Source organism: Brevibacillus sp. AG162 (genome assembly GCF_006715575.1).
Taxonomy (GTDB): domain Bacteria; phylum Bacillota; class Bacilli; order Brevibacillales; family Brevibacillaceae; genus Brevibacillus; species Brevibacillus brevis.
The window spans coordinates 206,461-222,342 of record NZ_VFNO01000006.1 but is presented as its reverse complement, the minus strand read 5'-3'; the positions used below and the strand labels follow the sequence as shown (position 1 = coordinate 222,342).

Annotated in this window: 8 protein-coding genes; all 8 read right to left on the bottom strand. The window is 43.2% G+C overall.

Translation table 11 applies throughout. The features are described from left to right. Positions 1–3: 3 nt before the first annotated feature. The 8 genes from FB479_RS19600 to FB479_RS19565 are packed head-to-tail and all read right to left on the bottom strand — an operon-like array spanning position 4 to position 15,880. On the bottom strand, positions 4–2,931 hold the full coding sequence (locus FB479_RS19600; protein ID WP_142066424.1) for a hyaluronate lyase N-terminal domain-containing protein: 2,928 nt from the start codon (positions 2,929–2,931) through the stop codon (positions 4–6). Next, entirely contained in the window at positions 2,931–5,084 is a 2,154-nt protein-coding gene (locus FB479_RS19595) for a hypothetical protein (RefSeq protein ID WP_255438461.1), read from the bottom strand. The genes FB479_RS19600 and FB479_RS19595 overlap by 1 nt, the downstream gene beginning before the upstream one ends. A gap of 3 nt (positions 5,085–5,087) precedes the next feature. After that, positions 5,088–5,744, bottom strand: a complete 657-nt coding sequence (locus tag FB479_RS19590) for a hypothetical protein (protein ID WP_370511694.1) — start codon at positions 5,742–5,744, stop codon at positions 5,088–5,090. 5 nt (positions 5,745–5,749) lie between these two features. Further along, positions 5,750–5,971 (bottom strand): hypothetical protein, encoded by a 222-nt coding sequence (locus FB479_RS19585; RefSeq protein ID WP_142066422.1) that lies wholly within the window; start codon positions 5,969–5,971, stop codon positions 5,750–5,752. A gap of 6 nt (positions 5,972–5,977) precedes the next feature. Next, entirely contained in the window at positions 5,978–7,117 is a 1,140-nt protein-coding gene (locus FB479_RS19580; protein ID WP_142066421.1) for a discoidin/SUN/FTP domain-containing protein, read from the bottom strand. 43 nt (positions 7,118–7,160) lie between these two features. Beyond that, positions 7,161–10,031, bottom strand: coding sequence for a carbohydrate-binding protein (locus FB479_RS19575; RefSeq protein ID WP_142066420.1), 2,871 nt, complete (start codon positions 10,029–10,031; stop codon positions 7,161–7,163). 20 nt (positions 10,032–10,051) lie between these two features. Further along, positions 10,052–11,200, bottom strand: a complete 1,149-nt coding sequence (locus tag FB479_RS19570; protein ID WP_142066419.1) for a beta-xylosidase family glycoside hydrolase — start codon at positions 11,198–11,200, stop codon at positions 10,052–10,054. 12 nt (positions 11,201–11,212) lie between these two features. Then, positions 11,213–15,880, bottom strand: coding sequence for a hypothetical protein (locus FB479_RS19565; protein WP_255438460.1), 4,668 nt, complete (start codon positions 15,878–15,880; stop codon positions 11,213–11,215). Between the last annotated feature and the right edge of the window lie 2 nt (positions 15,881–15,882).

The following is a 15,882-nucleotide window of genomic DNA, read 5'->3' as shown; positions in this document are numbered from 1 at the left end:
GTCTTACTCATAGTAGTAGCCCCACGCGTTGAGCTCTGCATTCCCAGTGATGATTGCCTTTACCACGAGTTGTGTTCCGACCGGTTGACTGGAAATATCCGTTAACGTTTGTGGAGGAACGTCTGTCCATGTGTTTCCACCATCTCGAGATGCCAGGTATCTGATGCTTCCACCATTAACCGTCTCATCTCCGACAATCACGATTTTATTTGGCGGTGTAGTGGTGTTCTCGGGCTTGGATTGTAGATGATTTTGGTCTACGGCCTTTTGTAATCGTAATTCCTGTATTTGGGTTGCGCCAGACCCGTATTGGGAAGAGGTAGAGTAGAATCGATAGTATTTATAAGGTTTGATGTTCTCAGTGGGAATGGTAAATTCATTACCTTCATACCGAGTCCAAACATAACCGGAGACGGAATGGAGTGTATCCCAAGTCGTATTATTATTGGAGCCTTGCAATTGCCAGGTAGTAGGAGCGTAATTTGCGCCTCCAGATAAAAGATATCGATCGACAATCTGAGCCGGATTATCCAGAAAGATTTTGATCCAATGATGTCCACCGACAGTTGTGCTCCAGCCACTTGCTAAGTTGCGGTCAAACAAATGAATCACAGCTCCACCAGTAACACTGTCTGCACTCACAATAAAAGGGGTGGGGGCGTCGTTAGCAGTCATTAGCGGTACGATGTCTACGATTCCAGTAGTGAATTTTTTTTGAATATGGTCATAGACAGCTTGGCTATTCGGGATATCTACACCAGATAGATCTGTGAAAGTATCGATAACCATGTTTTTTAATCCATATTTTGTCGCGTTCATGTAAGTAATTAGCTGGAAATTTGTTTTTAGTAGATTTGTTTCAAGATCGATAACTCGTTGGGGGAGGTTGGAGTCTGCTATGGAGGGGTTCAATAATAAGTTGGCGCTTGTTACAGTGAAATCTCGGATAGACGGGGTGCTTGATTCGCTAGCAGGAGAATGGAGAATCGCACGGACTCGAAGATCGCTGTTGATTGGATTGGCAAATTCGATCTCTTGACCCAGTTCAGCAGATTGCCAAGACCCGCCACCATTGTTGCTTACTTCCCAGAGGATTTCTCCGCCATCGAGAATTTGATTGGCAGTTAGTGTGACAAATGCAGTAGGGGTAACGGTTGGCAGGGATGAGGAAGTATAGGTTTGTGTGATTTCTCCTGCCGTTCCGCCTAGTGCAATACGGTAGTTTCTGAGTAAAGGGGAAATTCCTGGATTTGGTGACTGCATTTTTATTTTTATTTTCAACGTGTCTGTTTTGTTGGGGAAGGTAATTTCCTCTCCGAGTGTAATTGGAAACCAAGAGGTATCATCCGGTGAAATTTGAATAGCAATGGAGGTAGGTACTATATCATAGCGTAACATTTTTATCAAACTATAATTACTTGAATACTCGGACGTATTCATGACAAACGTCAATCGACCATAACCGTCAATACAGCTAGACACTCGTGTTGTATTGGTCCCGCTTTGGATCAGTGTGTCCGGTTCCACAATAGATAAAGTAGCAAGATCAATAGAGATAAGACGAGTAGAGCCAACCGTTTGTTGATGATAAAAAACCCGCATGATATTGTCTTGTAACACAAATCCAATCGGTAAAGAATGATCAACGGCCATGAAACCTGTCAAGGGAAGTGTGGTGGATGATCCTGTTGACAAATTTAGGCGATGTACAACAGGAGCATTGTTATCAACACTTAAGATGGTCGTAATACCTGTTGATTCATCGTGGGTTGCGTCTAACCATTTACCTGAGGCTTTACCGATCAAATTGTAGGGGGTTTGGTTTGTTCCATCATAGTTAACACGGAGAGCTCTTAGAGTGTTAGTAGAATATCCTCGAATTATAAAACATATATACCCTTTCATACGATCTTCTACAATTACAGCATTGTCAACTCCCGTAGATGGGTTGAAAGTTTGGGAAGTAGTAGGGATGAAAAAGGTACCATCTGAAGTAATGCATCCGTAATAAAAGGTGCTAGAATAACTCCAAGAGTACCAGATTCGGTTGTTTTTATCGACATGGAGCTTTAAAAATGGAGGGTAGGAATATATGCTGTTGTTACCTCTTACAGAAATGGGATTTAAAAAGGCTTGAAAATCAGGCTTAATTGAAATGATTAACCCAGGCATGTTTGTTATGGCTGCTGCTATCCATACATTGTTGTTATGGTCAACTACTGCATTCGTAATGCTAGAGGCTACATAGTAACCAGTTCCACTGTACGAATGCAAATACCCTTCAAAGGCAACGGAATCACCTGGATTGGTTACAACCGCATAAATTCCTTCACGGTAAACAGAACTGATAACCCAAGTCCTGTTTAAGCGATCAACTAAAATAGTTGGTTCTAGGTGCGATTCTTTTGACGCCATCTCCCCGGTTACTTTTTTGGTAGAGATGACGCCTAATGCGCTAGGAAGCGTATAGTCTGATTGAACAGTTAGCTTGTCAACTCCTACTACTTGAAGAGCAGAAGACACAACGACTCCTTCAAGGGTGTTGCTCAGTCTTACCAATCCGTTTTCAACGTCGAAGTTAACGCCGTAGGAATTGATTTGATCAACAGCGCTCAAATTTGTGAAACTCTCTGTAATGGAGGGAATTTTAGAGGTACGTACACCGTTGGACGAATACCATGCAGTAGTTTTCTCAACGTCAACTTTTGGTGAAGTAAATGTTTCCGTATAGGTCCGAGATACGGAACTGCGATATTTCTCTAGTTTGCCCACTCTTTCTGCCAGGGTTGGATCGGTTCCAATAGCTGAGATCCCGTCACCTGTTCCGATAAATAATTCTTTTGTATCTGTGGTGAAAAGAGGTTCTCCCGCCGCTGCAGCGGGAGGGAGATTGGCTTTTAGACCTCGTTTTAATTTGATTGGCAGTGTCATTAGAATGTACCTCCATCTACTTCTGTGATCGTGGAGCCACTGCTACCGCCTGAGCCTACGTTTATTTTGTAATCTCCATCTGAGAGTAAAAGGACTCGTAGATTGGTATTTCGGTTATACCCGTATTTGTAATCGACTCCGGGCATGGCCATGTCCCAGGAATCTAGTAAGTCCACATTCATGGTAAGGGAATCTAGGCTTGTTTCATCTGTGGATGAAGACTGTTCGAAGTAGAACGCGCATCGCAAGTTTCTTGCTTGGCCAATTTTCTCGTCCCATTCAGAGATGCTATTGAAATCGTCTATTGTCATTGCTTTTTCTTTGAATTCAATGGGTTTGGTAACATCAACTGTTGCCCACGAGCCATTTTTTTGTTTTGCTTCCCATGTTGTTCCTCTGTCCGTACTTATTGCGACTCTTAAAACGCCTTTCTCTGTTCCTGATAAGGTTAAAGAGTTGATTTTAGTTACGCCGAGAAAGCTGGTATCATTCTTCATTTTTACGATTCTTGGTACTGGAATGGCAGTAAGATGAGCGACTGTGGGCTCTCTTTTAGGTTTCGAAACAAGGATTTTGAGATTGGATTTGTCGATTAAATCTTTCAAGAATGGGGCGCATGTAGAGAGGTCAGGCATGCCTTTATTTAGAAACATATCGTCTGTAGGGGGAGTGGAACCAACAGTTTCCCAGCCGGAAGAAGTGTATGTTTTCACTTCTGTACCGTCAAGTATAAGAAATCTATTGTTTATTGACTCAATCAGAAGAACCGGACGGAAGCCTCGGCCTGGAGTTGTAAGATCCGTTGAACCAGAAGTCCAGTTTTTGAGACCGTTATAACCTCGAATCACGCGGGCCTTTGAATTGGATTGATCAGTTGTACTGGTCCATGAACCGTGATTTACATTATTCCAGATCTGGTCATCGGTAATGTACTTATCCCATTCGTTGTCTTTATCTGAAGCACTGATACCGCCTGTTGGCAACCGTAACACCATTGCCTGTTCGGGAGCGGTGAACAATTGAACAGAATAAAATCCGTTGTAGTATAGGCCATTCCAAACATGTCTTTCTAATGTTTTGATTCGATACCTTGTATAGTCTTTATTGTTATTGAATGAGAAAGACTTTTTGCTATCATGCCAGCTAGTTAATTCTTCACCACTATGAAGTATGTCCCAAGTGAATCCATCATTAGAAGCTTCTAAGACCCATCGCTTTGGACTATATTTAGCATGCAGATGATAAGAGGTTATCTTTGTCGGCGTTGAGTATACGATGCTTAAAATAGATTCTGTTATTTCAGTTGCAGAAGTGCTTGTCCAATAGGTGATGTCTGATCCGTCAAAAGCCTTCCATGCATTATAGCTTGTCTGATCATACTCTGTTGATGCTGAGACTGCGCATGCTGAAGAAGAATACCCAGACAAGAATGGAATAGTGTGCATCCCGGTTATCGGAAGCCCACTCCCACTCGCAATCCCACAGTTATTCATGACATCCCATGACAGATTTTGAATATTGCGGTCAGCCAAGAGAAGCTTGTCGCCTTTATGGTCTGTGCCAAGCATGATGAAGTATCCATCGCCGTTCGCAGTATTATTGGAAGCAGGAATTACAGGAAGAAATTCTCCTAATTCTTTTCCAATAGATAACGTTCCAAAGATACCAGGAGATGCTAGATAGTTAAATCGAATTCGCTTCCCCACACTCAAATCTTTACTGTCTGTTACTTCATCGGGATGAAAAAGCCTGCCATCAGCATCTATATCAACTGCGTCCCAATCTCCCCAACTCCCATTAGAACCTGTTGTGAACACACATTGATGAACGATGTTAGGCAATCCCAGTACTTCTAAGACAAGGATTTGGTCTTGATTGGAAAGACTGCTATCCACATTGTAATCTACACCATCAATTGTCAGTTTGCTGTCTTTAAAACGATTGCTCCATCCTATTGTGACGATTCTTATCTTTGTGCCTTTAAATAAGAATTTTACAGTCGCACCAATAGTCGATGTTCTTTTGTATGATCCTTTCCAGGCATTTGAAGTAGATGCTGTTTCCCAGCCACTACTATATGCGAATACACCTGCATCATCATATCTCTTCCATCCTGCTTCTGGTGCAGATAATTGTTGACCCACAGTTGCCATATGTTAAGCCTCCTTATATTCAAATACAGGACGAAAACCCCATGTAGCAGAAGTATAAGAGGAAGCGTCATAGCTCAAATCTCTCCAGACGCTCCTGTTATTATTGCCTCTTGCCATTCGAGTTGAATTGGATGCACCTGAATCTGTAGTGCCAGCGAAGTCTGTCCAAGTTCCATACAAGGGTGTTTCTTGAACCCATGTATAGTTATCTGCATAATGAAACACATCATCTATTGTTTTCCCTGCCTGAATTTTGTTTGTGGGAAAGTTCACAATATATCGATCCCACTCATTATTAATAGGCCATGCTCCTTTTCGCTTATCAGACATGGAAGGCTGCCCATGCTCGTCAGAATAAATCACTCCGCCTGTTAGAGCTCGTGCAGTTATTACATCCTTGCTTTCTCCAAAATATAGCCCTGCTCTTAATGCTATCCAGCCACCTACGTAGCCGTTAATGACAAGCCTATAACCTAAATAGGCAGTCGAATTTTTAAAGGTAATCACTTTCGTTCCACCACTCGAGTAGGAAGCATTTGCAAGCGTGACATTCCAATTGGAACCATCACTTGTCGCTTGAACGGATACGTTTGATGTATAAACTGAACTGTTAAAATCTGTGAAGCCTATTGCATTAACCACTTGTGGCTCACCAAAAATGTAACCTACCCATTGAGAAAGGACAGAAGTTCCCGCATTCCAGTAAACCCTGAAGCATTGCCGGTGAGAGGAAATTCTGGTGCAATTGTAGAGGGAGGGGTACCTAATCCCATAAATGCCATCTGGTTATTAGTCTTGTCATAATAAAATCTACAAGGAATGTAATCCCCTATTTCCATTTCTGAAATTTTTATTCTTAATTGTCCTGTAGTTGCGGGCATTGTCATTTTTTATCACTTCTCTCTATATTCAAATACAGGTCGGTATCCAATTGTCGTGCTGCTAATGCTACTACCCGAGAAATTGGAATAGTTCACTTCTTGTCGTACAGAACCACTTACATTAGCAGAACCTCTCCATATCCGATGTATAGAAGCACCAGCTGTGACTCCGTCATGATGTCTCGTTCCATTAACGGGTGTTTCTTGACACCATGTAGCTACACCTACTTTCCAATGGAATACATCATCCAGTGACTTTCCTGGCTGAATTTTATCAATAGGGAAATTCACAATGTATTTATCCCACTCATTATTGGTAGGCCATCCACCTTGATTTTTATCAATAAGGGACAGATGCCCGTTTCCATCTGCATTGGTTACTCCGCCAGTCAAGGATCGCATAATACCCGTAAACTCAAACATCTCCAATTCACCAATGCTGAGAAATGCTGAGCCATTATTAGAAAACACGTTGATACGATACTTCCTATAAGGTGTGTTGTTTTCTATAAGAAAATGACGCTTTTGCGAACCAGACCAATTTGTTTGACCATAAACATAATCTAGTTGATCCCACTTATCTCCATCCCAACCTTCAAAAATCCAATCCTTTGGAGAAGATGCTGGAGTATCTGTTGCGTCACCGCAAATAACCGTATATTTTCTCACAATTTTTGGCTCGGGGAATTCATAAGCCAACCAACCCGTAGACTCGCCATTGGTATACCATACATTTTTCCATGCTCCAACTAACTTGCCGTCGAACGCTTGAAAAGCACCATTTTGATTGCTGGATACACTGCTTGCACTTACGATACCGCTAGGAGATGTATTGCTTGTCATAACAGGAATGAGATTGGCGCTATTCCAAGTATTTCCCTCAATTGCTTTTTGAACGTTAAGACTATCCCATGAGACGGAATGTGAACGAACTCTGTCTGCAATTAGCAGGCCTTTATCTACTTTCACCATGTAAATAAATGTGTTTAAGAGACTTTGTTTGGTTCCATTGACAGGTGTTTCAGTGTAACCTGCTGTAGTTCCGCCGAATTCGTGAAGACCTGTGGAAGTTACTTTCATCACAATGTAATCAGCGATTTCCATATCTAAAACATTCTCTTGGAGTTGCCCAGTTGTTGCTGGCACTGGCATTCTTTCTCACCTCAACTTTTTGAATTGAAGGAAAATAGACAATTTAAGTCACTTCAATTTTTTCAATACTCGAGTATTGTTTAGTATCGAGACTAAATGAGTACACACTATTACCAGAGGGAAGAACGACGTCTTCTGTCATTTCAATCAAATAGTCGGTTTTAAGCCGTAACATACCCTCCAACTCCATGTAATTGTCATAATCAAAGTTAGAGGCTTCGTTTTTAGAAAAGGCTGCTATCTCTTGACTGTAATTTTGTTCACCAGGGGAAAATTTCAAAACCTCAATAGGTGGTAGTCTGTAGTCGGATGAATATGGGATGGTTATATTTACTTCTTCAGGTGTGTTAGGAGAGGCTATGACTCCGAATTTATTGACTTGAATCATAGGATACCCGGTTGATCCGCCACTTCCGGGTGTGACCTTTATGAATTCGACTGAATCATCGAACCATCCATAACCTAAGGATAATAGGGTTGACCCTGTGGCGAGATTAGCACGAATGCAAACTTCTTTCCCACCAGTTACCTCCAAAAACTTGTCGAGAGTAATGTTGTTCAACCAGGTAATGCCGCCATTTACAGATAGATCGTAGGTGACTTGTCCTTTGTGTTCAGCTACAACAATCATTTTTTTAGGTTCTACAGGAAGCGATTCTATGGTTGTATACAAGGTAGAGGGACCGGTAGAATACAACTCTATTTCGTTTATAAATAAATGTTTGTATGTGTCCCCCGTACCGCCAACGGTATAGCCTACACGGTAGTATTGATAGGAGATAGTATTCGCAAAGGTAAAGTCAATCCATTTCCTAATGCCATTACCACTTAGACCAGTAGGCTGATGAAAAAGTAGAGTCCAATTGCTGTTGTCATTCGATCCATAAACGTATAGTTCGGGAGGATAGAAAATTCCAGATACCTGATACTCGCAAAACAGGGCTCTGACACGATTAATTATTTCTGGAACGGTAAGGTCAAAGTCTACCGTAGAAATGGATCCGGGAATCCCTAACTGACTAATCCAAGAGCCATCAAGATAATCGGCAGCCGAGCCATCTTTTCCTGCTTTACCATCAGTTAGTTTTGAGTTTGGTATATTATCTGGATAATGTTTTGTTGGGATAGGATTTAGATTGTAAGTCTTGCCTTTAACTGCGTTATGTCCCATACGTTTGACCTCACCATGTTCAACGATGAAGCCAGAAGACTTTGTTTTATCAATTCCCGAGTCGTCTATAAATGAGTCAATCACAAAATTTTTAGCGGTGTATTTGGGGACATTGAGAGCTTCGGCAGCTCGGAAATTGGCTGTGATGAGGCCGATGGTATTGTATAAAAGGATAGAGCCAAGAGAAGGATCTACCTCTACTTTGGTACCGTTATTACCGGGGTCTTTTCCTCCAGAACTTTCGCCTACCGTATCTGTATAAGTCGGCAGCGTGTCTTCGTCATACCAAATGCAGCCAATGCTGTTTAGGACTGCTTTATCACTAAGGTTGGCGCGAATGACAAGAGATGTACCTGGTAGGAAAGTGCTTAAATCAACTAGCTGGTTCAAAGGAACACCAGCTGTGAACGTGGTTCCTCCATCGAGTGACAAATCAATGCTGATATTGCCTTCGTACTCTGCATCCAGCACAAGATGGGTCGGAGTTGTTGCCAATGGAATCGGTTTAGAAACCATGACAGGATTTTTGTCAGATGCTTGCAGTATTTGTATTTCAGTAACGGTCATGTATGTGCTTTTATTCCATACCGTTACTTTGACCTCATTAATGAGATAGTCTAGGCTGATAGGGTAGTGCCATGAACCATCGCCATGTACACCTTTGTCCGTCGAAGAGGCGAGATTTATTCTTGGAGTTACTGCATCCCACTTACCTGAAGAAGGATTCTTAACAAAAATTTGATGATCACAATAGTGGTGACCGTTACTACCAAAACTCCCATTCATCCAAAGAATGACTTTCGAAACATCAACAAGGGTTTCCCATTTCATGAATAAGTCAGCACTTGTACCACCTTGTAACCAGTAATCAGAATATCCACCTGGAGACGCAACGGCATTATCATCTGCGATTTTTTCAACAGAGTAGATAGATGTAGTGCCATTTGCTTTGTATGGGCGATAAGCAGTATTGCTATTGCTGTAATCTCCAACAGAAGAAGCGATCTGTACACCTAGTGTCTTCCAGTTATAAACTGAGCCAGCTGATTTGGTAAATTTGCCGCTTCCAATTTGAAATGATTCGGACTTTGATATATCAACCCCCGACGTATTTAAAAAAGCATCAGCATACAAATTATGCCGTACCGATGCTCCCTGCCCCATGCTTTCCAAAGTCCGATAAGCATTTCGCAAAATATTAGTAGCAGCAACGACGTCAACTAACGGCTTCGTGGTAGTTGTTCCACCGCCATCGTTACCCCCGCCACCCCCTGTACCAATCTTCCCCTGCATGTCATCCAACCGAGCTTTCAGACTGGGAAAAGTCCTGCCATCCCGATCCCGACGTGCAGCAACCACCTCGGCGTTCGGGTTAGAGGAGACATCGCTTTGCAGTTTCAAAATGGCTTGGTCTTGCTGTGCGTTTTTTTGTTCAACTTGCGACAGACGGAGATCTTGCGTCTGATTTTTCGCTTCTGCCGCACTGACGGTTGACGATAACGTATTCAGCCCCGTTTGAAAGGTAGAAACATCACTTTTCACGGCATCAAGCTGACGATCCTGTTCGTCGTCTTTGTCTTTTAGCTCACGGAATTTATCCTGTAAGCTCGGTTTATCCTCTCTGGCGTCATCCAGCTCCTGGAGGTAGGAGTCGATTTCAGCGTGGGTACGTTTACCCTTGTTGGCCAACTCATTATGATCCAGGACGATCTCGTTGCCTGTTCGGGTGATTCTGACCGACATACGTTCAGCTCCTTTTCGATTTATTTGGTATAAACGGCGGACAAATTGAGACCAAAATGGACATGCGTGGTTTTATCTATGAGTGCTGGATCTGATTCTCGGGAAATCCGCGTCCAGAAAACTTGTTCATTTCCTGCGGTAGTATCTGGCAGAGTGAAGGAATCGCCCCACGAGCCGGGCACACCGTTTTGGTCTACAGCGACATCTACAAGCCGCTTGTACTGATCGGTACCTGCATAAGAGGTGAGAACACCTTGGATACCCGTAAAAGTTCCATGAAGCATGGTATTTCGGGCGATCATTTTCACTTCTTTGTACTGGCCTTGGAGCATATGACCGAGAAATTCCTCTGTGTTGTCTTGGAGGTGTACCTCATTTCCTTCGCCATCGATAAAAAAGAGGGTAGGAGAGGGGGAAAAGTCGTATTCGTCTCCACCCCAGATTTCCATCTGGTCGCTGGAGCTAATCGTTGTTTTGCCGTCTGCTTCCGCAAAACGTAGGGAGCCTGTAAAAGGAATGGGATGCTGGGTCATGTCAAATTGAATGGAGGTTTGGCTTGTCCGACACGTTTTGGAGTCGACGGGGGCTCCTTTGGAATCGAGCAGTTCCACGCGGGTGCCGGGGGAGAGGTTTGAGACTGTGAGAGTGGGGAGGGAGAAAACGCGAACGTGTTCCATGTCCAGATAGTCGTCTGTAGCCTTGCTGTTGAGAAATATACCGATTTTGGGAGCGAGGCGGTTGAATTCCTCCGAACCGATGATGTGCCAGATGGCTCCGTCCTCGGACCAATACGCGGTGTAGGTATTGTAGTCGCGTATTAATCGAAGCCAGGGGAAGGTTTTCGCAGTGCCTTGCGATGTATCGTAATATTCTTCGACGTGGAAAAAGTCATTTTGGTTTATGAAGACAGTCAATCCGCCTGTGCTTCCGGAAGCTTTTGGATTGTATGAATTTTTCATATCGAGGACGAATTGTTTCACGGGGGTAAGTGTGTCTAAAAAGAGATGAAGCGGCTCGGCTCCGCCTTTTAAACGGAGCGAGCCTGGTGCGTCTGATAGCGACCACCTTGCAGAGTCATTTGGTGTCATGTTCCACTTGGAATCGAGGGTAAGAGAATCGAAAGAATCCTCGAAGAGAAACCCCGATTTACGCCGAGAAACTACACTCATAGAAGTACCTCCTTACGTAAATAGCCATATTCGTTTGCCAATCACACATGCCTCAGGGCGTTGTTTCCAGATCGCCAGCAAGCATTTGATCAGTGCTTCGACGCATTTGTCTCCGCTGCCGGGATCGCAGTAGGGGGTGACCAGGACTTTGTCGCAGATCCAGTTGGTTAGTTTGATGTAGTCGATATTGCAGTAATCCCAAACTTCCGATGTGCCTTTCGCTGTAAATACCCAGGTGAAAGTATGTCTTCCTCTATCTACTTGAAACACAGGAGCTCCACCCGCATTTGTATAGCTGCCTCGAAGAACTCCATCGATGTAGAAGTCTAATTGGCTATTAAAAGGAGAGGGGACAATTGTCCAATTTTCCGTTGCCTTGAAATTTCGTAGCTTGAACGTAGTCAAATAGCTTTTGCCAGTCCACTCGCTTATTTCACCTTTTTGTTCTGTAGTAATTTCTACACGCACTTTAGATACGGAAGGCTTGGAAAGGTTTTCGAGGGTAAAGTCGTAGTTTCCGGAGAGATTAACTGTCGTGTGATGAAGTTTGTTGCCTGCTTGATCGAAGATGTTTACCTGAATATTGCTGCCGTTGCATCCGCCCATCCATATTGGGACATTGGCAGTCGTTTTGAAGTTGTATACAAAAGCCGATGATTTAGGGAGGGGGAGCTTGTCGTGAAAGGTATACTCTCCATTGCTCAATCTCGCTTCGGCATCGCAATCTGTATAGAATTTGATTCGGATAGAATAATTTTTCCCTTCATCAGAATCATTGGTAATGGCAGCCTTGATTGTTTGTATATCGTCAAAATCAGAGTATTTCTCTTCGGATAGGATGGTTCCGTTGTCTTCATCGTAAACTCTTACACGTACATAGGCATCACGGCATGGTTTTGATTTTTTACTTTGCCTGATCTCGATTGTATCGATCCAACACCAGGAGTCGTCGGGTATGATTACTTGAGTTGGAGGGGGGAGATTGGGTTCATATGGCGAGTTGTCTTTTGGATAAATAGAGCCTAGTTTATCAATGCAATATTTTACCCACTTTTCTTCAGCTTTTCCTTGACTGAGAGTAAATACCCCACCGTTGTCATCTAATCCTCCCCTATGACTTATTCCCTTTAGCAGCTTGTAATCAAAACGATAATGTCTACCTTGAGGGACATCGTACTTTATGAAATGCTCTGCCTGACCTGTAGGACCTGCTGACAAGGGGTAAGAATCAATAATCGTTCGATTGGTCAAATCCGTTACGGTAACTTCTACTTTTGTTTCGTCATAGTTATTGCTGAATTTACGGTGTTTGTTGGATGTTAATTTGAGATTGCGGATCGCGATGTAATAGGGAATTCCATCTTTTCCAAACGTGGAGTCTTTAAAAAAAGTTCGTTGGACGTCAAAGACAATACAATAGGGACCTGGCTTATTACAATAAAATTTTTTGGGGCCGTGGTGTTTAGCGGCGCTCCAATCTTTTATTTTATAGGGATTCTGCGTGTTTCCTACATTCATCCTCTTATTACCTGTCATATTGATTGTTGGGGTACTCCAACCAATACCTCTACGTGTTACAAAAAGATGAGAATTCGTTTTAGGATCGTATTCTGTCGCTATTGCGTAACCATATAATCTTTTCGTAGAGACTTGTCGCCCATTTTTGTTACCTTGTTGACTATCTGGTTCGTAACAATAGTATTGATAGTCAAACTCAACTTCTATATGTTCGTTGCCCACACTGTCAAATACAACGTACCAATAAGTAGAGGAAATGTGTTTATTTGCAACCTGTTCGGACGTGATCACATAGGTATTATCATAGTGTATCGGTGTCTTTTTATCAGCGTCAGGATGAGAGCGGAAAACCCATTTGACAGGTACATCGAATGCATTTGGAACATCATAGCCTTTACCAGCATAGATTTTTAATCGCTCGGAATATTTAGCTGATGTGATAGAAGAGTTGTTAACAAATCGTCTGAGTGTGTAACCATCTTTTTCAGTTCCTTGAGCAATAGGTACGTTACCATCGTAGTAAATCTTTACAGGATCTTGGGTATATTGCATCCATCGCACTCGAAATTTTCTTTTCGATTCATATACTTGTTGGTGATCAATGAAAGGACTATAATCACCGAAATGAGTTTCTTTTCCCGCCGGATAGCATTTCTCACCCCCAGTAGAAGGATCTGGCTTCGTCGGCGGCTCATAATCGAAGTCGGGGTCCTCAACCTCTACTTCATCGTAATCTTCAAATACCCACCTTAATGTTTGTTTTCCTCTGCCGAGTGGAACCACTACAGTACGACCAAGCGGATCGCTTGTGCTTCTGTTTTCAGACCAAATTAACCGATTATTACTATATAGAGTGAGATTCTCGTAGTCTGAAAAGGAACCGCCATATTCGAACTTTACGAACCCCGGTTCATCCAAATCTATATTCTCGACATAAAGGCGGTTCCGGGTACCGTCTTTATTCTCGACCTTAAGTACACCGTCTCCACCGTGACCCTCCCCATGATAACGAGTAACGATATCTTCCCATTCCCAATTGTCATCAACACGAATTTCACGTGCATAATTATCGCGATCATTGAAATCCTCGGAGAAAATTACTTCATATTCATCTTCCTCTGATTCATCAATGAGACTTTTCAGCTCCAGTTCTTCCGAAAAGTCAAAGGAGGAACCAGGGTTTAGGAAGATGTCGTAAACATTTTCTGCACGATCCTTTTCTGTGTAACTGGAGTTTTTGTCTGTTCTCCATTCCCGGTCTACATCAATATAGCTGCCCATCGGTGTTTTATGTTTGCCACTTGAAGAGCGATAAGAAAATTCACCAGGATACGTTTCTTCCAGGGGCTCTTCTGTCAGGTCATCTTGAATCCGAAAAATAACGGTATTTCGGCCTTTTGCTAAGGGGAGCTGTACATTTTTCTCCCATTCATCTCCCGTCGCTTCTAGTTGTTGTACGTCATTGATAATGACAAGGAGTCTTTCTGTATCACGTAAACCAGTAGTAAAACTGAACTCAATCCACCCATCAGCCTCAAGCTCAAAAGTATAGGTGGCATCTCCATTTCCTGAAACAATGGGGTCCTGCATATAAATTCCGCTGCCAAGTCCGGGAATCGACTTCCATTCCCAGTGACTCACCCCAGTAAAGGAGAAGTTTAAAGGATCAGAAACATTGGTGGTTCGTTCCTCGTAGTGATCAATCTCTAGTGGTGGACAAATCAGTTGGACATCTCCTGTTAAATCAACGGTACAGTTGTCACCAATTTCAATATCATAAGAAATGATAGCTGAATCTTCTTGAGTGGAGGAGGAACGTCCATCTAATGACCACTGCCATCCATGTTGTGAGACCGCGGTACTTCCTCGTACTCCTTCGCCGGTTTGGGTACGGGAAGCAAATCTTTCATCGAAAAATAGAGCAGATTCATTCGTATAGGGCGGGTTATCCACACCCATTTCGTATTGAAAACTGAAATCTCCAGCGCACTCCGCATCAAGTACTCTCTGAACTTTCCTTGAAAGTGTGTCGTTTACTCCTGAAAAATAAGTGGTGATGATGCTCTTATCTGAAAATGTAATCCATTCCCATCCAGGAATGTTATAAGCCGCATCCCCCAACGTATCCACATCCGGCGGCGTCTGCTCATCCAAGCTCTGCACCACCTCAACACACTCTACATCTTTAACATAAACCGAATTCTTCCCAAACCGCCGATCACTCATCCGACGCACAAACCAATCAAACTTGTACGTCTGCCCCGGCTTGACGTGAAACTTTGCTTCCTGCCAGCTGTTGTTTTGATTCCATTCCCCGCCAACCTGATTGTTGTTGATAAAAAACAGCAACCCATCGCCAGGGGCGGTGCTAGCCATGTACTTGAAACGAATAAAGCCTTGCTTTTTAAAGCGCCATTGAAAAGTCACTTTGCTGGAATTACCGTGCTTGAGCGTGGTCACATCCAGCTTCATGATATTTTCATTCCCCGCCATCTCATTGGAGCCGATAGAGTGAATCATCTTCCATTCCTGATCTTCCGTCGAGGAGACGTAACGGAAAAGGCCGTGAAACTTGTCCGACAGCGGGAGCGTCCGCATATCAAATGTAGGGACTTCTTTATCGATGGCATCGTAATGATTGAGATAGTAGCCGCTAAAGTGATGATAGTAAGGAGCTGGACAAACTGGCAGCGAAACATTTTGGTGGGTTCCATCCGGCTGCTCGGCGTTTTTCAGGATTTTGTAAATGCAATCTCGTACCATGAGCAAGGCGCGCTGATAGTCGTTTTTTTGCGGATCGATTTGCTGGTTGACCCACCATTCCAGACGACGGTACATGTTCCAAAGCGCTTCGCGGCAACGAACCTTGGCGTACCAATTTTTGTCCCGGACAAATTGTTCAATCATCTGATCAATCATGTTTTCGAGAGAATCGAGATTCACCGTCTGCCAACGGCCGATCTGACCTTTGCCAGGATCACCTAAGAGCGGATTCTGATACCCAGCGTAACGATCCTCTGCACGAGGACGATTGGGGCTGTGCGGATTATCTGGATGATTCGGGTGGAATGCGCCCTCTACCAATGAGGAGCGCATTTTTCCGAATGTGACGTTGCCCACTGATTTAGAAAAAATGCCAAACGTATGACCCAAAATGATCACCT